The following is a 16,444-nucleotide window of genomic DNA, read 5'->3' as shown; positions in this document are numbered from 1 at the left end:
GAAGGTAAATTCAGTTTGCTGCCGGAACAGTGCCGCGCGGCGCGCGGGTTCCTCGACTGGACGCAGGACTGCCTTGCCGAGCGCGCCGGCGTTTCCCGCAGCACCATCCGCAGTTTCGAGGGGCAGCGCCGCGGGCTTCATCGCGCCACCGAGGAGCAGCTCGTGCGCGTGCTGGAAGACGCGGGCATATGCTTTCTCAGCGACGGCAGGCATGGGCCGGGCGTGCGGCTGCGCCGTTTGCGGACGAACGCGACGAAGCCTGCGCAGGCGTGAGCGAATTTTCTTTCATGCATCGTTTCGCTTCCGGGTGCGCTGACGATCGCCGCCGCGCCTGAGCCTATAATGAGAACGCAAAAAGGGCCGCAATGCGGCCCTCCGATATTATGTTCCCGCTCCGGCCGCCTTTACGGCGCGCCGGTCAGCGCCGAGATGATTTGCCGGGCATTTGATTCGATGAGGCCCAGATAGGTCGACGCGGGTTCGTCCGGGGTCGTGAGCGCATCGGAATACAGCCGCCCGCCGATTTTCGCGCCGGTAGACACGGCGATCTGGTCGGTGAGTTTCGGGCTGGCGATATTCTCGACGAACACGGCGCTGATTCCCTCGCTCCTGATCTGATCGATGATCCGCGCCACGTCCGCCGCCGACGCGTCGCCGCCCGTGCTCGCACCGCGGGGATCGACGAACGTGACGCCGTAGGCGTCGCCGAAATAGCCGAAGGCGTCATGCGAGATCACCACCTTGCGCCGCGCTGCCGGAATGGCGGCGAACCGCTCCTTCAGCGTTGCGTCGAGCGCTTCCAGCTTCGCCGTATAGGCCGCCGCGCGCGCGCGATAGGCTTCGGCATGGTCGGGATCGACCTTTTCCAGCGCCGCGGCGATATTCCTGACGTAGATCACGACATTTTCGACATTCTGCCACGCGTGGGGATCAGCCGGGCCGTGGTGGTGATCCGCATGGCCGTGATGATCATGATCGTCGTGCGCGCCATAGCCGCGCGGCGTCACGCCCGCCGAGGCCACGACGCGGACGCCGCCGAAACCGGAGGCGGCGATGAGACGCGGCAGCCAGCCCTCGAAATCGAGGCCGTTCTCGAACAGGATGTCGGCCTCGCCAAGCTTGCGGGCATCCGCCGGCGTGGGCTCGTAGACATGCACGTCGCCATTGGCGCCGACCAGCGTCGCGACCTCCACCCGATCGCCGCCGACTTCCCGCACGAGATCGCCGAGAATGGAAAAACTGGCGACGGCCTTCACCCTTCCGTCCCCGGCGAGGGCCGAAGCAGCGAAGATCGTGGCCGCGAGGGCGAGCAAAAGACGCCGATGCAACATCGAACGATACTCCATTGACAGATCGCGCAAACCCGCCCGACCATCGGGACGCGACCAAGAGCGCTATGTTATAATGTTTGTTATACGGTGCATATTCCCGATGCAAGCCGGCCGTGCGCTCACAAAGGCTGCCAGGGCACGACGAACGGCGCGCCGTCGCGCTCGCCGCGCGCCACGCTCACCTGGAAGGCGGCGGCGATGGAGGCGTCCGAAAGGACGCTCCCGCTTGGCCCGTCAGCGAGAAGCGCGCCCTCGCGCATCAGCACGAGGCGGTCGCAGAAGCGGCCGGCGAGCGCGAGATCGTGCAATACGGCGATGACCAGCGCTCCTTCCGCCGCCTTGCGGCGCAGCATGCCGAGAACGAGCAGTTGCTGGCGCGGATCGAGGCCGGCCGCGGGCTCGTCGGCGAGCAGCACGGGAGCCTCCACCGCCAGCGCCCGCGCGAGCAGAACCCGCGCCCGCTCGCCGCCCGAAAGCGTATCGACATCGCGGCGGCGCAGATGCGCCGTGCCGGTCGCGGCAAACGCCCGCGCGATCGCTTCCTCGTCCTGCCGGGGACCGGCGCGATGGGGCAGACGGCCGAGCCGCACCAATGCCTCGGCGGAGAGGTTCCAGTGCGCCGGGCCGGTCTGGGGCAGATAGGCGAGCAGCCGCGCACGTCTCTGCGGCGCGATGGCGCTCACCGGCTCGCCGTCGATCCGCACCGTCCCGCTGCTGGCGGGAACGAGGCCGGCGACGGCGCGCAGCAGCGTGGACTTGCCCGCACCGTTGGGGCCAATCAGACCGATCAGCCGGCCGCGTCCCAGCATCAGGTCGATGCCCTTGAGAACGGTCGCGCCGTCCAGCGAAACATGCAGTCTCTCGGTGAGGATCATCGTCAGGCCGCTCCCCGCAGGCGCCGGAGCAGAACGAGCAGGAAGGGCGCGCCGACAAGAGCCGTGACGACGCCCAGATTGAGCTCGGGCCGCAGCGGCAGCAGCCGCAGCGCGATATCGGCGGCCAGCGTCAGGAGCGCGCCGACGAGCCCGGCCGCCGGCAGCAGGCGGCCCGGCTCGCGGCCGGCGAGCGGGCGCGCGAGATGCGGCGCGACGAGCCCGACGAAGCCGATCATGCCCGTCACCGCCACGGCGCTGCCCACCGCGAGCGCCGTGCCGAGAACGAGGCGCGCGCGCAGGCGGGGCAGATCGAAGCCGAGGCTTTGCGCCACGTCTTCCCCCAGACTGAGCGCGTCGAGCCCCCGCCCGCAGCCGAGCAGCAACCACCAGCCCGCCAGCGTCGGCGCGAGCATCAGCCCGATGTCGGCGAGGCTGCGGTCGGCGAGCGAGCCCATGAGCCAGAACACGATCTCCGTCACCGCGTAGGGATTGGGCGACAGGTTGAGCACCAGCGAGGTCAGCGCGCCCGCGAGCGCGTTGATGGCGACGCCCGCCAGCACGAGCGTCGTCGTGCCAAGGCCCCGGCCGGCCAGCGCGAACAGGACGGCGCTCGCCGCCGCCGCGCCCGCCATGCCGCCGAGCGGCAGCGCGAAGGGGAGGGCGGCCGACAACCCGGCATAGAACACGATCACCGCGCCGAGCGCCGCCGCGCCAGACACGCCCATCACGCCCGGTTCCGCAAGCGGATTGCGCAGCAGGCCCTGCATGGCCGCGCCGGCGAGCCCGAGGCCGAAACCCGTGACGGCGCCGAGCAGCGCGCGCGGCAGCCGCAGTTCGACCAGAACCAGCGCCGCGAGCGTCTCCCGCCCGCGCATGACGTCGCCGGCCGCCGCAACGATGTCGAGCCGCGTTTCGCCCACCGCGACCGAAAACACCGCAAGCAGGAGAGTCGCGGCCGCGAGCGCGCCGATGGTACGGCGGTGGGAAAGCGGCCAGCGTCCGGTCATGGCGCTTCTCCGGTTCCGGCCGCAAGTGCATGGCGCAGATAGGCGACGGCTTCCGCCGCGCCGGGGCCCGCGCAGGTCCACAGGCGGGAAGGGGCCGCGATCACGCGCATCGCGCCCTGCCGCGCCAGCGCCGCGAGGGCCGGATGCCGCAGGGCGCGTGTCGCGAGGGCGGGAGCGCCCGCATTGCGCTCTTCATCCGAATCGACGATCAGGATGTCGGGCGGGCGGCTTACGATCGCCTCCAGCGACATCCGCCCGTAGCCGGCGATGCCGTCCCGCGCCGCGAGGTTGACGAGGCCCGCCTGTGCGAGAACGCCGTCGATGAGCGTATCCCGCCCCACGACGATGTTGTTGGCTTGCAGCACCAGCGCCGTGGCGCGCGCCGGCGCGTCCGATGCGGCCGCGGCGAGGCGCGCGGCCATGCGCCGTACTTCCCGCTCGCCGTTTTCGGGGCGGCCGAGCAGCCGCGCCACCTCGCGCATCTGGTCCGCGATGCCGTCGAAGGTGTGGGGAACGCCGAGCGTGGCAAGCGGCACGCCGAGCCGGCGCAGCATGGACAACGTCGCCGGAGCGGTGAACGCGCTCGCGAGCACGAGATCGGGCGCAAGCGCCATCACTTCTTCCGCCCGGCCATGAGTGACGGGATACGCGGCGGCCTGCGCGGCAAACGCGCTGTTGCGCGGGTCGCGCGACAGGTGGCTGACGGCGGCGATGCTCCCGGGCTCCGCAAGGCGCAGAAGCAGTTCATCCGCGCACATGTTGATGGATACCACGCGGATCGGTTCGGCCGCTCCGGCCATCGGCCAGAGCGGAAGCATCATGAGCGGGAGCTCCCGCCATACCCGCCTTGCACGCTTTCTCCGATGCATCATGGCCCGCCGCGCCGCAATGGCGCCCCCATCCGTCAGGGCGGCGTGAAGCGCAACCCGGCGTAAACGCCGAGTCCCGGACGCCGGAAGCCGACCGGGTTCTCATACCGGCGGTCGAACAGGTTGTCGACGCGCGCGAAGATCGCCGTGCTGTCGTCGGCCTTGTAATCGGCGGCGATGTCGACCGTCGCATAGCCCGACGCGCGCAGGCGCGGGATGGAGAAGTCGCGGTTGCCGTCCACCCACGGGCCGATGTAGATCGCCGTCGCGGACAGGCCCAGCCGCTCGGTGGCCTGCCAGCGCGCGGTGAAACTCGCCTTGTGGCGGGGGCGGCGCAGCAATTCCTGCCGGGCGATATCGTCGCGTGCGAGCGTGAACGTGTAATCGGCGCGCAGATCCACCGTCCGCGTCAGCGCCACCGCCGCGAAAGCCTCGACGCCGCGCGTCGTCGCCTTGCCGACATTGGTATAGGAGGTGAAATCGGCGTTGGTGTTGATGAGATTGTCGATATCGTTGTGGAAATAGGTTGCGCCGATCAGCACGCGCTCGCCCGCCAGCGGCTGCTCGAAACCGATGTCGTATCCGGTGCTTTCCTCCGGCAACAGATCGGGATTGCCGTAGAAGTTGTAGAGCGGGCGCGAGTCCATGAAACGCTGGCTGAGAGTGGGGGCCTTGAAGCCGGTGCCGACGCTGGCCTTGAGGCGCGTTTCCAGCCCCGGCAACGTCAGCGTGGGGGCGATGCGCCATGTCGTGTGAGCGCCGAAATCGTCGTTGTCGTCGTGGCGAATGTTGGCGGCGAAGGACAGCCGGTCGAAGACCTGCCCCTGCCACTCTACGAAACCGGCGCTGTTGCCGGACGAGACGACGAGGCTGTCGTCGTCGAGGCGTTCGCGCTCGTGCTGGAGGCCGAGGATGAGCTTGTGCCCGGTCGCGACGGCGATATCCGTGCGCCAGTCGTAGATCGTCCGCTCTCCCAGATAATTGCTGACGCTGCCCGGCCCGAAGGCGGTCGCCGGCTCGCGGCTTTCGCGATCCTCGTTGGCGTAGCCGATGCCGAACGTGTTGGCGACGCGCCCGTCCCACAGCGACCAGACGCCCTCGGCGCGGGTGACGAAGCGCTTGTTGCGCTGCTCGCTGCGGGCCGCGTTCGGCGCGCCGGGCCAGCCGCCGTCGGTCGTGTTCTTCAGCAGCGCATCGGTGTAACGGCCGACGACCGAGAGGCGAACGCTGTCGGAAAGCGTTACCCCGAGCCGGGTGGCGAATGACCGGTTGTCATAAAAATCGTCGTTGACGCGCTGGCCGGGCGGCACCAGTTCCGGCGGCGTGACCGGCGTCGCTTCCGTGCGCAGGTGGGCGGCGGAAAAGAAATAGTCGAAGCGCCCGTCGCCGCCGGAAAGGCTGGCGCGCTGATTGAACGTGCCGAACGATCCGCCCTCGGCCTCGATCGCCGCCCGCGGCGGGCCGTCGCCCGCCTTCGTGGTGATGCTGACGACGCCGCCCAGCGCGTCCGCGCCGTAAAGGCCGCTCTGCGGCCCGCGCAGCACCTCGATGCGCGCCACATCCGCCGTCATCAGATGGCCGAAATCGAATGCGCCGCCCGGCGTCGAGGGATCGTTGACCGGAACGCCGTCGATCAGCACCTTGACGTGATTGGCGTTGGTGCCGCGCACGAACAGCGACGTCTGCCCGCCGGGGCCGCCGGTCCGGACGGCATTCACGCCGGGAACGGTGGCGAGCGCATCCGCGACCGTGCGCCGCTGCGCGCGCTGGATATCCGCATCCGTCACGACCGTCACCGACGAACCTACCTGCCGGACGGGGAGAGGCAGCGCGGTGGCGCTTACCGTGATTTCATCCAGCGTGAAAGACGCCGCCTCCCGAGCGACACCCCGGCCGGGCGCCGTCAGGCCGGCGACCGCCAGCGCCGGAAGAGAGAACAGAACGGCCAGACGGCGCAAGCGCACCGACCCGGAGGCAAGGAACAGGAACACGGCGGCACCTCTCAAGGCGGCGCCGGACGCTCGCGCGGCGCACGTATCGGCACGTCACCGCGACAAGACACCACCGCTTATCCGTCAAGGAAAACGGCAAGCTCCATCGGCACACCCCGACCGACGATCCGCTGTGACCACATTCGACGGCAGGTCTCCTGGCTCGCGGTTGCCGCCCGCGCCGCCTTCCCGGACCACAGGTCCAGTGGCATCATGGCGCAAGCCTGCCGCTCACAGTTGCGGGGACAGCCGCAGATTCGCGCGCGCTCACTGCGTTCCCTTTTCATCCCGAAGGAACCGTCGCGGAGAAATTATCCTGCCCAGGTCGAGCTGTCAAAGCCGGCCCGTCGACGTCGCGCCGTCAAAACGGGACAGGCCGCCACGCGACACGATTGACACAAAGCGGCGAGCGTCACGTCGCAATAACGTCATATAAGGCGTGCAAAAGCCGCAATCGACGTTGACGAAATGATTATAGCAGACACGCCATCGACTTAACCGCCAAATCATGTTGGAGAGTTAATTCGGGCTTAACCGGCCCCAAGGTACATTTGCCCGCGAATCAAGCCATTCCGCGAGCGCTATCCGAAACATGCGAACCATCAGACGGACACCGTCCCACGCCGATGATATCTCCGACGCGCTGCGCCGCTTCCTGGCCCAGCGCGCCGCCGAACTGGCCGGCCTCGGCCTGCTTGCTTTCGTCGGAGCCGCCGTTCTGGCGTTGATGACGTGGTCTGTGGAAGACCCGAGCCTCACGCATGCGACCGAAGGGCGCGTGGCCAACATGCTGGGCCGGCCGGGAGCGGTTTTCGCCGATCTCACCATGCAGATTTTCGGTCTCGGCTCGGTGGCGCTGCTTTTGCCCTGCGCGGTGTGGGCGATCCGGCTCGTCAGCCGCCGCCCCCTGCCGCGGCCGTTGCTGCGGCTGGGGCTCTGGCTGGTGGGCGCGGGCGCCGCCGCCGCGGTGGCGAGCGCCTTGCCGGAAACCGCTCGCTGGCCGCTGCCTTCCGGGCTCGGCGGCGTGGTGGGCGACGCGCTGCTGTTCGGCGGGCACGGACTTTTCGGCGGTGGCGGCATCGGCGCGCTGATCGGGGGCCTTATCTACGCGGCGGTGGCGATACTCGCTTTGTCGGCGGCGTCGGGTTTCGGCCTCGCGCAGCCGGCGCGCGAGCCTTCCCCCGACGATCCGTACGAGATGTCGCCGGCCGAAGACGACGGCCGCGATGAGCCCGGTTGGGGCATCGTGTCGCTGGGTGCGGCGATTCATGCGCTGATGACCGCGAAAACGGCCCTCGTGCGCCGGTTTCGCCGGCCCGATCCGCTGGATAGGCGCGCGCCGGCAACCGCGCGCGCCATGCAGGAGCCCATGTTCGCCGGCGTGTATCAGCCGATGGACGTGCCGGCTGCGCCTGCGCCGGCCACCCCTGCAAGCATCGACGCTTTCGACGACATCCCGCCGGAGGTCGCGGCCTTCGCTCCCGCGCGGGAGCGCTCCTCGCGCGTGCAGGTGCATATCCCTGCCGCCGCCCCGGATCTGCCGGCCGCTTTCGAGCCCGAAACGATGGCGGAAAGGCTGGCGCCCGATCTTCCGCCGCCCGCAGAAGAGATGCGGGACGAGGTTCCCGCATGGCGCAAGCCGTTCCAGTTACCGCCCAACGTGCGCTTCACGCGCAGCACCGATCGCGAACTGGCCGAGCGCCAGCGCCTGACGCGGGGCGATGACGCGCACGACATGTCGCTGGCGGATGATTTCGCGCCGGCGGACGAGCCGGCATTCGAGAACGCGGACGATCGCGGCGTTTTCCGCGACGCGCCGGGCGACGAGCATTATTATGGCGTCGAGGTCGATCTGTCGCCGGCGGACACCGAAAGCGGCCGGCCGGAAGATCGCCTGGTGTTCGATCCGCCGCGTGGCGAGGAGGCGGATTTCAGCGGCGACGCCCCGCATGCGGGCAGTCCGTTCGCGGACGAGCCGTCTCCCGACGACGATGCCCTCGCCCCGCCGGTGATCTTGCGGCACACGATGCGCCCGCCCGCGCTCGCGCCCTCCAACGACGACGATCCGTCCGCCGCTCCGCCGCCCGTCGCGGCCCGCGCGCCGCAACCCGCTCCCCGACCTGCGCCGCGGCCCGCTGTTCCCGCACGCACGGAAGCGCCGGTTTCCCGGCGGGCGGTGGTCGAAGCGCCGGCGGCGCGCCAGCAGCCTTCGCCCGGCGTCACGACGCGCCGCGTGCAGCAGACGATCGCGGCTGCCGGCGAGTACGAGATGCCGCCGCTGTCGGTGCTCGCGCTGCCCACCGGACCGAAGGACACCATTTCCGAGGATGCGCTGGAGCAGAACGCGGCGCTGCTGGAAAGCACGCTCGAAGACTTCGGCGTGCGCGGCGACATCATCCACGTGCGCCCCGGCCCGGTCGTCACGCTGTATGAGCTGGAGCCCGCGCCGGGCACGAAATCCTCGCGCGTGATCTCGCTCGCCGACGACATCGCCCGCTCCATGAGCGCGATCTCGGCGCGCGTGGCGGTGGTGCCCGGCCGCAACGCCATCGGCATCGAACTGCCCAACGCGCGGCGCGAAACCGTCTACCTGCGCGAATCGCTGGCCTCCGAGGAGTTCCAGAAGTCGAAGTTCAAGCTGGCGCTCTGTCTCGGCAAGACCATCGGCGGCGAACCCGTCATCGCCGATCTGGCGCGCATGCCGCATCTGCTGGTGGCGGGCACGACGGGCTCAGGCAAGTCGGTGGCCATCAACACCATGATCATGTCGCTCCTCTACCGGCTTCGGCCCGAGGAATGCCGGCTGATCATGGTCGATCCCAAGATGCTCGAACTTTCCATCTACGACGGCATTCCGCACCTGCTCACGCCCGTCGTCACCGATCCCAAGAAGGCGGTCGTGGCGCTGAAATGGGCCGTGCGCGAGATGGAGGAGCGCTACAAGAAGATGTCGAAACTGTCGGTGCGCAACATCGACGGATTCAACGCCCGCGTGCGCGACGCCAAGGCGCGCGGCGAGGTCATCACCCGCACCGTGCAGGTCGGTTTCGACAAGGATACCGGAGAGGCCATCTACGAAGACGAGATGATGGACCTCGAACCGCTGCCCTACATCGTCATCGTCGTCGACGAGATGGCCGACCTGATGATGGTCGCGGGCAAGGAGATCGAAGGGACCATCCAGCGTCTGGCGCAGATGGCGCGCGCCGCCGGCATCCACGTCATCCTCGCCACGCAGCGCCCCTCGGTCGACGTCATCACCGGCACCATCAAGGCGAACTTCCCGACCCGCATCTCGTTCCAGGTCACGTCCAAGATCGACAGCCGCACCATTCTCGGCGAGCAGGGGGCGGAGCAGCTTCTGGGGCAGGGCGACATGCTCTACATGGCGGGCGGCGGGCGCGTGGTTCGCGTGCACGGCCCGTTCGTCTCCGACGACGAGGTGGAGAAGATCGTCGCGCATCTCAAGACGCAGGGAAGGCCGCAATATCTCGAAGCCGTCACGGCGGAGGAGGACGGCGCGGCCGAGTCGGACGGCGGCGCGGTGTTCGACAACACGACGCAGGGTTCCGCCGGCGGCAACGATCTTTACGATCAGGCCATCGCCATCGTGCTGCGCGACAAGAAGGCGTCGACATCCTACATCCAGCGTCGCTTGCAGATCGGCTACAACCGCGCGGCCTCGATCATGGAGCGCATGGAGCTGGAAGGCATCGTCGGCCCGGCCAACCATGCCGGAAAGCGCGAAATACTGCTCGGCGGCGATGAGCATGCGGAGCAGGGGTGACGGGTCGATCTTGATTTTGCCGGATAGTCTTGCAACGGAGTAGGCACATTCGCCATATCCCGGTGTTGAAGGCGTCGGCGCGGCGCTCTGGTGCAGAAGGTGACATGACGAGACGGTATTCGCGGCGGCAGTCCGCAACCCTGCGTGCGATGATCGTGGCCGTGTCGATATTGCCGGCGACGGCGGGGCACGCGCAGGATCCGCTGAGCCGTTTTCTCGACGGTCTCTTCAAGAACGAGCAACAGGCTTCCCCGCCGCCGGCGCCCGTTTATGCGCCGGAAGCGCCGCCCGCCGCGCCCGCGCCGCCGGCGCCGCCCGCAAGACGTTCGCCCGCCGGAGCCTCCGCGCCGCCCGCGCCCCTTACGCCTCTGTCCGTGACGGGGCCCGCAACCGCCGTCGCACCCGCGCCGGCGACGACCGCGATGCCGTTGCCGCCGCGCCGGCCGGCCGGGCTGGGCGGTGCTGTCGCGGGCGCACCGATCCCCGCCCCGGAGCCCGTGGCGATCGCCCCGACACCCGCCGCCGCGCAACCCGCCGTCGTGGCGCAGCGGCCGGCACGCCCCGCCGCCGACGTGCCGCGCAACGCCGCCGAGGCCGTGGCGCGCGTCAACGCCTACCTCAACGGCATCAACACGCTCACCGCGCGTTTCCTGCAAACCGGAGCGGACGGCCGCCAGGCAGGCGGCACGCTCTATGTGCAGCGGCCCGGCAGGTTGCGTTTCGCCTACGATCCCCCGAGCACGCTCGAAATCGTCGCCGACGGCCGTTCGGTCGCGGTCAGGGATTCGAAGCTGCGCACGAACGACGTCTATTCCATCGGCCAGACGCCGCTGAAGTTCCTGCTGCGCGACAACGTCGATCTGGCGCGCGACGTCAAGGTGAGGAACGTCGACATCGCGCCTTCCGGCGCCGTCGATATCACGCTGGAGGACAGCGCCACGCTCGGCGGCACCTCCACCGTCACGCTGCGGTACGATGCCCGCGGCGACGTGCTGCGCGAGTGGCGGATCGTCGATCCGCAGGGCTACGACACCACCGTCGCGCTGTCGGGCGTGCAGGTGACGCGCCGCTGACCGCGATGCGGGCTTGTGCGGAACGGGGATGAGGGGCAAGCTGTTTCTGCCTTTCATCCGCGCCGTGGCTGCACCATCCGCCCCGTCGGTCCTGTCGAAGAGTTTCCCGTGTCGTTCTCGATCACCACCTGGAACATCAATTCCGTCCGACTGCGCATCGAACAGGTGACGCGCTTTCTCGCCGAGCACGAGCCTGACGTGTTGTGCCTTCAGGAAACGAAGTGCCCCAACGCCCAGTTTCCCTCGGCGGCGCTGCGCGCGCTCGGCTATCAGCACATCGCGCTCAATGGACAGAAGGGCTATCACGGGGTTGCGATCGTCTCGCGCATTCCTTTCGCCGATGTCGAGATGAGGCGCTTTTGCGACAAGGACGATTCGCGCCACATCACGGTGGAGCTGGCGGGCACGGGCGCCGCCGGCGGCCCCAAGGGACGCGCCAAGGGCGTGCGTATCCACAACTTTTATGTACCGGCGGGCGGCGATATTCCCGATCCCGAAATCAATCCCCGATTCGCGCACAAGCTCGCCTTTCTCAACGAGCTGGGCGAATGGAACGAGAGCGAACGGCCGGCCGGCCGGCCGAGCATTCTGGTCGGCGATCTCAACATCGCCCCCTATGAGACGGACGTCTGGAACCACAAGGCACTGCTGGGCGTCGTCAGCCACACGCCCGTGGAGACGGAAGGGCTGGAGGCTTTCCGGCGGACGAGCGGCTACGTCGATGCGGTGCGCACGCTGACGCCGGAGCCCGAGAAGGTTTTCACCTGGTGGAGCTATCGTTCGCCGGATTGGTCCGCCGCCGACAAGGGGCGACGCCTCGATCACGTCTGGCTCGCGCCCGATCTCGCGCCCGCGCTCACGGCCTCCGCCGTCGCGCGCGACGTGCGCGGCTGGGAGCGGCCCTCCGATCATGCGCCCGTGACGGTGACGCTAGACCTCTGAACGCTGTCGGCGCCTGTCGATATAACATGCCGCCGCGTCTCGAAAAATGGCGACGGCGGCGTATCCTCGGGTCGGTAACGAAGGATCAACCTGCATCGGTGAAGATGGCTGCGAGCATCGACCGGAGCCGGAGAGTCGGCTGCGTCTGACGGGAGCATTATCAGCGATGAGACCTCGCAGCGGCATCGTGCAGTTGAAGACATTCCGCGTTCAGGAGAAGCGCCGCCGCCTGGCGCAGATCGAGGCGATGATTGCCGATTTCCAGCGCATGGCGGAGGATCTCGACAGGGAAATCGCCGCGGAAGAAAAACGCTCGGGCATCACCGACGTCAATCATTTCGCCTATCCGACCTATGCGCGCGCCGCCGCCCAGCGGCGCGACAACCTGCTGCAATCGGCCGACGACCTGAAAAGCCAGCTCAACGAGGCGCTCGCCGATCTCGACGAGGCGCTGTCCGAACTGCGCAAGGCGGAAGCGCTTGACGACCGGGAGGCCGTGCGCGAGCGCCCGGCGCTGCGCGCGGCGGGCGCGGCGCATCCGTAACATCGACGCCGCCGGCTTGGAGGCTGCGGCGGCTTCGCCTCAGCCGGTCTTGTGGCGAAGTTGAATGGCGCTGGCGGCGATACTGTCGTATCGCCCCGCGATGACTGAGAGGATATAAAGGCTTCCCGCCGCGAGAATGATGGCGGGGGAGGCGGGCGCGCTCCAGTGGTAGGAGGCGAGAAGGCCGGCGACGCTCGAGACGATGCCGAAGATCACGGCCGTTGCCATCTGCCCCGATACGCTCTGCGACCAGAAGCGGGCGGCGACGGCCGGGAGCATGATCAGGCCCACGACCATCAGCGTGCCGAGCGCCTGAAAGCCGCCGACGAGATTGAGCACCACCAGCGCGACGAAGCCGAGATGAATGAGCGGCCCCAGGCCGATGACCCGCCCGCCGCCAACGGCGCGCAGGAAACCGGGATCGAGGCATTCCAGAATCAACGGCCGGTAAATGACTGCGAGCGTCAGCAACGTCACCGTCGCGATGGAAACGATGAGGATCAGTGCGGCGTCGTCGAGAGCCAGCACCGTGCCGAACAGGACATGCAGCAGATCCATGTTCGAGCCGCGCATCGAGACGATCAGCACGCCGAGGCCGAGCGAAATCAGGTAGAAGGCCGCGAAGCTCGCATCCTCCCGCAACGGCGTGGCGCGCGAGACGAGCCCCGCCGACAGCGCCACCGCAAGCCCCGTGGCGATGCCGCCGATGGTCATCGCCGCCAGCGAGAGGCCGGCGACCAGAAAGCCGATCGCAGCGCCCGGAAGGATGGCGTGGGCGAGGGCGTCGCCCATCAGACTCATGCGGCGCAGCACGAGCAGGATGCCGAGCGGGCAACCGCCGAGCGACAGCGCGAGGCAGCCCGCGAGCGCGCGGCGCATGAAACCGTAATCGGCGAAGGGCAAGATGAGAAAATCGTAAAGCATGATGAGATGATCAGGCCGCGTCGCGATGGCAGACGGGGGCATCCGCATCGAACCCCTCGCACATGCGCCGCGCCTGCAACATGTTGGCGGCGGTGAGCACCTGCGCCGCCTCTCCCCATGCCACCTTCGAGCGCGCGAGCAGCAGCGCCTGCGGAAAATGCTCCCGCACGAGGTCGATGTCGTGCAGCACCGCGATGATGGTGCGGTTTTCGCCGTGCCAGTCGCGGATGAGGCCGAGCAGGTCGGCCGTGGTCCTCATGTCCAGCGCCGTGAACGGCTCGTCGAGAAGCAGAAGGCGGGCGTCCTGAAGCAGCATGCGCGCGAAGAGCGCGCGCTGGAACTGCCCGCCGGACAGCGTGCCGATGGGGCGGTCGGCGAGGTCCGCGAGGCCCACGGTGGCGATGGCTTCCTTCACCCGCCGCATCATGGCCGCCGTCATCCCGCCGAAGGCCCCGCAGCGACGCCACAGGCCCATCGAGACGAGATCGAGCACGCAGATCGGAAAACTGCGGTCCAGCTCGCTGATCTGCTGCAAATATGCGATGTCGCGCCGATCGATGCCGGAAATGTCGATGCGGCCGGAGTCGGGCCGCAGGTTGCCCATGATCGCCTTCAGCAGCGTAGACTTGCCCGCGCCGTTGGGCCCCACGACAGCCGTGAGCGAACCCGGCGCGAACTCGCCCGAGAGATGATGCACCGCCGGGTGGCGGCGATAGGCAAGGGTGACGTTCTCCAGCCGGATTCGTGGCGCTGCGGCCGCGATGCGGCCATGATCGCCCGACACCATATGCCCATGACCGTGCGCGTTCGCCGCCATCAGATCCAGTCCATCGCCCAGAATGCCACGACCCACAGAAACACCGCCAGAATCGCCGCCAGACGCAGGCGACCCAGGGCGGAATTGCGCAGGACGGAACCGTTCTCGCCTTCGATGTCGCCGGGCAACCGCCTTCCTCCTCGCGTCGCGTTATTCAGAAGAATGTTATAGTATATCACGCCCAAATTACAACCGCCGGCGAACGATGCCGGATGCGCCGCCTCCGGTCAGGAGTGTGACGCATTGGAGCCCATCCGAAAGCAGCCTACCTGGCGGGACGGGCCTCTGCTAGTTTCGCTTAAAACAAGGGGAAGCGGATCGCACATGGTTGAGTTTCTTCCACAATTGCTGACGCTTGCGGGTGTCATGCTGCTGGCCTGCATCAGTCCGGGGCCGGATTTCATCGCCGTCACCTCGCATTCCCTGCTCGGGCGCCGCTTCGGCCTCGGCGCGGCGTTGGGGGTGGGCGCGGCCTGCGCGATCTGGGCCGCGCTCGCCGTGTTCGGGTTCGGCGTGGTGTTGTCCCGGATCTCCTGGGCCTACGATATCCTGCGCCTCGTCGGCGCGGCCTATCTGGTCTATCTCGGGCTGCGCATGCTCCACGGCCTGCGCCACGGCGGCGGGGTGCCTGAAGTGACGCAGGCGGAAGTGGGCGAGAGCGGCCGCGCCGCCGCCCTGTGGCCGTCCGCGCGGCGGGGTTTTCTCGTGGGCATGACCAACCCCAAATCCGCCGCGTTCTTCGGTAGCCTCTTCGTCACCGTGTTGCCGGTGGGCGCGCCGCACGGCGTCTATGCCGCCACCGTCGCCATCGTCGCGGGTGTGGCGCTCGGCTGGTTCTCCACTTTGGCCGTGATATTTTCGTCACGAAGTGTGCGCAAGGTCTACGCGCGGTTGCGACGTCCGTTCGACGCGCTGATGGGGGCGGCGCTGATCGGGCTGGGGGTGAGGCTCGCCGCCGGCAGGTAACGGCCGTTTCTCCATACTTTCCATAAAGGGCGCCGGTCGGCGCCCGATGTTTCAGGACATTCCCCATCATGACCTCAACGGCGCCCGCGTCGGAACGTGCTGTCCGCTATCCTCCTTTCGGCGAGTTCATTGCGCTGATCGCGCTGATGATGTCCATCATCGCGCTGTCCATCGACAACCTGCTGCCGGCCTTCGTGCCGATCCAGCACGAGTTCGGCCTCTCGCACGCCAGCGAGGTGCAGTTCATCATTTCGAGCTACATGATCGGCTTCGCCGTCAGCCAGCTTTTCTACGGGCCGTTGTCCGACGCCATCGGGCGCAGGCCGTCCATGCTCATCGGCCTTGCGATCTACCTCGCGGGCACGGCGCTGGCGATCGTGGCGACCAGTTTCGAGACGCTGCTCGCGGCGCGCGTGGTGCAGGGCGTGGGGGCGGCGGCGTCGCGGGTGCTGGTGATGACCATCGTGCGCGACCGTTATCACGGGCAGGAAATGGCCCGCGTGATGTCGTTCGTGATGATGGTGTTCATCATCGGCCCGGTCATCGCGCCCGGCAGCGGCGCGCTGATCCTGCTCTTCGGGTCCTGGCGGCTGATCTTCGTGAGCATGCTCGGGCTGGGTCTGGCGCTTCTCCTGTGGTTCCTCCTGCGCATGCCCGAGACGCTTGCTCCCGGCAACCGCATGAAGCCTTCCGCCGGGGCGGTGCTGGAGGGCTTCCGCCAGTGCGTCACGAACCGCGTCACCTTCGGCTATACGCTGGCGATCAGCCTGATGCTGGGCACGCTGATGGGCTATATCAACTCGGCGCAGCAGATACTGGAAACGGACGTCTACGCGCTCGGCGCGTGGTTTCCGCTCGTGTTCGGTCTGATCGCGGCGGCGATGGGCATCGCCTCCTTCGCCAACGCGCATCTGGTGCGGCGCATGGGGCCGCGTCGGCTTTCCCACATATGCGCGGTGGCGTTCGTGCTCACGGCGCTGGTGCTGGTGCTGGTGTCGCTTTTCTATGGCGGGCACCCGCCGCTGGTGCCCTTCGCGATCCTGCTGGCGAGCCTGAACTTCCTTTTCAGCCTGTCGGTGCCGAACTTCAACGCGCTCGCCATGGAGCCGATGGGACGGATCGCGGGAACGGCGTCCTCCATCATCGGTGCGACGACGACGGCGCTGAGCGCCATTTTCGGGCTCGCCGTCGGGCAGGCGTTCGACGGCACGGTGCTGCCGCTGGCGTTCGGCTATCTTTCGTTCAGCCTGATCGGGCTGGCGGTCATCTGGTGGACCGAGCGCAGGCTGGTGTTGCGCCGCGCCGGCGCGTGACGGAC

Annotated in this window: 15 protein-coding genes and 1 riboswitch; of the genes, 7 read left to right on the top strand and 8 right to left on the bottom strand. The window is 68.3% G+C overall.

Features of this window, described 5'->3' with window-relative positions:
• The first annotated feature begins 15 nt into the window (after positions 1 to 15).
• Positions 16 to 273: a transcriptional regulator gene (locus tag ACOYJQ_RS13395; RefSeq protein ID WP_433459066.1), complete on the top strand. Its 258-nt coding sequence runs from the start codon at positions 16 to 18 to the stop codon at positions 271 to 273.
• 131 nt (positions 274 to 404) lie between these two features.
• Here ACOYJQ_RS13395 and ACOYJQ_RS13390 read toward each other — a convergent pair whose 3' ends face one another.
• From ACOYJQ_RS13390 to ACOYJQ_RS13370, 5 genes are all read right to left on the bottom strand, one after another.
• Complete coding sequence (locus tag ACOYJQ_RS13390; protein WP_433459064.1) at positions 405 to 1,331, bottom strand: metal ABC transporter solute-binding protein, Zn/Mn family; 927 nt, start codon at positions 1,329 to 1,331, stop codon at positions 405 to 407.
• A gap of 119 nt (positions 1,332 to 1,450) precedes the next feature.
• Positions 1,451 to 2,206: an ABC transporter ATP-binding protein gene (locus ACOYJQ_RS13385; RefSeq protein ID WP_433459063.1), complete on the bottom strand. Its 756-nt coding sequence runs from the start codon at positions 2,204 to 2,206 to the stop codon at positions 1,451 to 1,453.
• A gap of 2 nt (positions 2,207 to 2,208) precedes the next feature.
• Positions 2,209 to 3,213 carry a FecCD family ABC transporter permease gene (locus tag ACOYJQ_RS13380; protein WP_433459062.1) on the bottom strand — a complete coding sequence of 335 codons (1,005 nt, stop codon included), beginning with the start codon at positions 3,211 to 3,213 and terminating at the stop codon, positions 2,209 to 2,211.
• Positions 3,210 to 4,034, bottom strand: a complete 825-nt coding sequence (locus ACOYJQ_RS13375) for an ABC transporter substrate-binding protein (protein WP_433459061.1) — start codon at positions 4,032 to 4,034, stop codon at positions 3,210 to 3,212. Before ACOYJQ_RS13375 ends, ACOYJQ_RS13380 begins: the two co-directional genes overlap by 4 nt.
• 83 nt (positions 4,035 to 4,117) lie before the next feature.
• The gene (locus ACOYJQ_RS13370; protein WP_433459060.1) at positions 4,118 to 6,088 is read right to left on the bottom strand and encodes a TonB-dependent receptor plug domain-containing protein; all 1,971 of its coding nucleotides are present in this window, start codon (positions 6,086 to 6,088) and stop codon (positions 4,118 to 4,120) included.
• Between the two features lie 116 nt (positions 6,089 to 6,204).
• Positions 6,205 to 6,390: riboswitch (cobalamin riboswitch) on the bottom strand.
• A 275-nt stretch (positions 6,391 to 6,665) separates the two neighbouring features.
• On the opposite strand from ACOYJQ_RS13370, the gene ACOYJQ_RS13365 reads away from it, so the two are divergent.
• The 4 genes from ACOYJQ_RS13365 to ACOYJQ_RS13350 all read left to right on the top strand — a co-directional run bounded on the left by ACOYJQ_RS13365 (position 6,666) and on the right by ACOYJQ_RS13350 (position 12,419).
• The gene (locus ACOYJQ_RS13365) at positions 6,666 to 9,860 is read left to right on the top strand and encodes a DNA translocase FtsK 4TM domain-containing protein (protein WP_433459058.1); all 3,195 of its coding nucleotides are present in this window, start codon (positions 6,666 to 6,668) and stop codon (positions 9,858 to 9,860) included.
• Positions 9,861 to 9,964: 104 nt separating this feature from the next.
• A complete protein-coding gene (locus tag ACOYJQ_RS13360) occupies positions 9,965 to 10,933 on the top strand; it encodes an outer-membrane lipoprotein carrier protein LolA (RefSeq protein WP_433459057.1) in 969 nt (322 codons plus the stop codon).
• Positions 10,934 to 11,041: 108 nt separating this feature from the next.
• Positions 11,042 to 11,875, top strand: a complete 834-nt coding sequence (locus ACOYJQ_RS13355) for an exodeoxyribonuclease III (RefSeq protein ID WP_433459055.1) — start codon at positions 11,042 to 11,044, stop codon at positions 11,873 to 11,875.
• Between the two features lie 166 nt (positions 11,876 to 12,041).
• Positions 12,042 to 12,419 carry a flagellar export protein FliJ gene (locus tag ACOYJQ_RS13350; RefSeq protein ID WP_433459054.1) on the top strand — a complete coding sequence of 126 codons (378 nt, stop codon included), beginning with the start codon at positions 12,042 to 12,044 and terminating at the stop codon, positions 12,417 to 12,419.
• Between the two features lie 39 nt (positions 12,420 to 12,458).
• Here ACOYJQ_RS13350 and ACOYJQ_RS13345 read toward each other — a convergent pair whose 3' ends face one another.
• From ACOYJQ_RS13345 to ACOYJQ_RS13335, 3 genes are read right to left on the bottom strand one after another with little or no spacing between them, the layout of a single operon-like run.
• Positions 12,459 to 13,343 carry a metal ABC transporter permease gene (locus tag ACOYJQ_RS13345; RefSeq protein ID WP_433459053.1) on the bottom strand — a complete coding sequence of 295 codons (885 nt, stop codon included), beginning with the start codon at positions 13,341 to 13,343 and terminating at the stop codon, positions 12,459 to 12,461.
• Between the two features lie 10 nt (positions 13,344 to 13,353).
• Positions 13,354 to 14,130, bottom strand: coding sequence for a metal ABC transporter ATP-binding protein (locus ACOYJQ_RS13340; protein ID WP_433459146.1), 777 nt, complete (start codon positions 14,128 to 14,130; stop codon positions 13,354 to 13,356).
• A gap of 29 nt (positions 14,131 to 14,159) precedes the next feature.
• Positions 14,160 to 14,288 carry a hypothetical protein gene (locus ACOYJQ_RS13335; protein ID WP_433459052.1) on the bottom strand — a complete coding sequence of 43 codons (129 nt, stop codon included), beginning with the start codon at positions 14,286 to 14,288 and terminating at the stop codon, positions 14,160 to 14,162.
• 196 nt (positions 14,289 to 14,484) lie between these two features.
• Here ACOYJQ_RS13335 and ACOYJQ_RS13330 point away from each other — a divergent pair, with 196 nt between their 5' ends.
• Together ACOYJQ_RS13330 and ACOYJQ_RS13325 are read left to right on the top strand one after the other, a co-directional pair.
• On the top strand, positions 14,485 to 15,126 hold the full coding sequence (locus ACOYJQ_RS13330) for a LysE family translocator (protein ID WP_433459051.1): 642 nt from the start codon (positions 14,485 to 14,487) through the stop codon (positions 15,124 to 15,126).
• A 68-nt stretch (positions 15,127 to 15,194) separates the two neighbouring features.
• Entirely contained in the window at positions 15,195 to 16,439 is a 1,245-nt protein-coding gene (locus ACOYJQ_RS13325) for a multidrug effflux MFS transporter (RefSeq protein WP_433459050.1), read from the top strand.
• Positions 16,440 to 16,444: the final 5 nt, after the last annotated feature.

The organism is Pseudochelatococcus sp., from assembly GCF_050946405.1.
Lineage (GTDB): Bacteria > Pseudomonadota > Alphaproteobacteria > Rhizobiales > Beijerinckiaceae > Pseudochelatococcus.
This window is presented reverse-complemented; position numbering and strand designations above follow the sequence as displayed.

Bases quoted from the DNA above. Each gene is read 5' to 3' on its own strand.
- ACOYJQ_RS13390 (WP_433459064.1), bottom strand. From the start codon at position 1,331: ATGTTGCATCGGCGTCTTTTGCTCGCCCTCGCGGCCACGATCTTCGCT.
- ACOYJQ_RS13385 (WP_433459063.1), bottom strand. From the start codon at position 2,206: ATGATCCTCACCGAGAGACTGCATGTTTCGCTGGACGGCGCGACCGTT.
- ACOYJQ_RS13380 (WP_433459062.1), bottom strand. From the start codon at position 3,213: ATGACCGGACGCTGGCCGCTTTCCCACCGCCGTACCATCGGCGCGCTC.
- ACOYJQ_RS13375 (WP_433459061.1), bottom strand. From the start codon at position 4,034: ATGATGCTTCCGCTCTGGCCGATGGCCGGAGCGGCCGAACCGATCCGC.
- ACOYJQ_RS13365 (WP_433459058.1), top strand. From the start codon at position 6,666: ATGCGAACCATCAGACGGACACCGTCCCACGCCGATGATATCTCCGAC.
- ACOYJQ_RS13360 (WP_433459057.1), top strand. From the start codon at position 9,965: ATGACGAGACGGTATTCGCGGCGGCAGTCCGCAACCCTGCGTGCGATG.
- ACOYJQ_RS13350 (WP_433459054.1), top strand. From the start codon at position 12,042: ATGAGACCTCGCAGCGGCATCGTGCAGTTGAAGACATTCCGCGTTCAG.
- ACOYJQ_RS13345 (WP_433459053.1), bottom strand. From the start codon at position 13,343: ATGCTTTACGATTTTCTCATCTTGCCCTTCGCCGATTACGGTTTCATG.
- ACOYJQ_RS13340 (WP_433459146.1), bottom strand. From the start codon at position 14,130: ATGGTGTCGGGCGATCATGGCCGCATCGCGGCCGCAGCGCCACGAATC.
- ACOYJQ_RS13330 (WP_433459051.1), top strand. From the start codon at position 14,485: ATGGTTGAGTTTCTTCCACAATTGCTGACGCTTGCGGGTGTCATGCTG.
- ACOYJQ_RS13325 (WP_433459050.1), top strand. From the start codon at position 15,195: ATGACCTCAACGGCGCCCGCGTCGGAACGTGCTGTCCGCTATCCTCCT.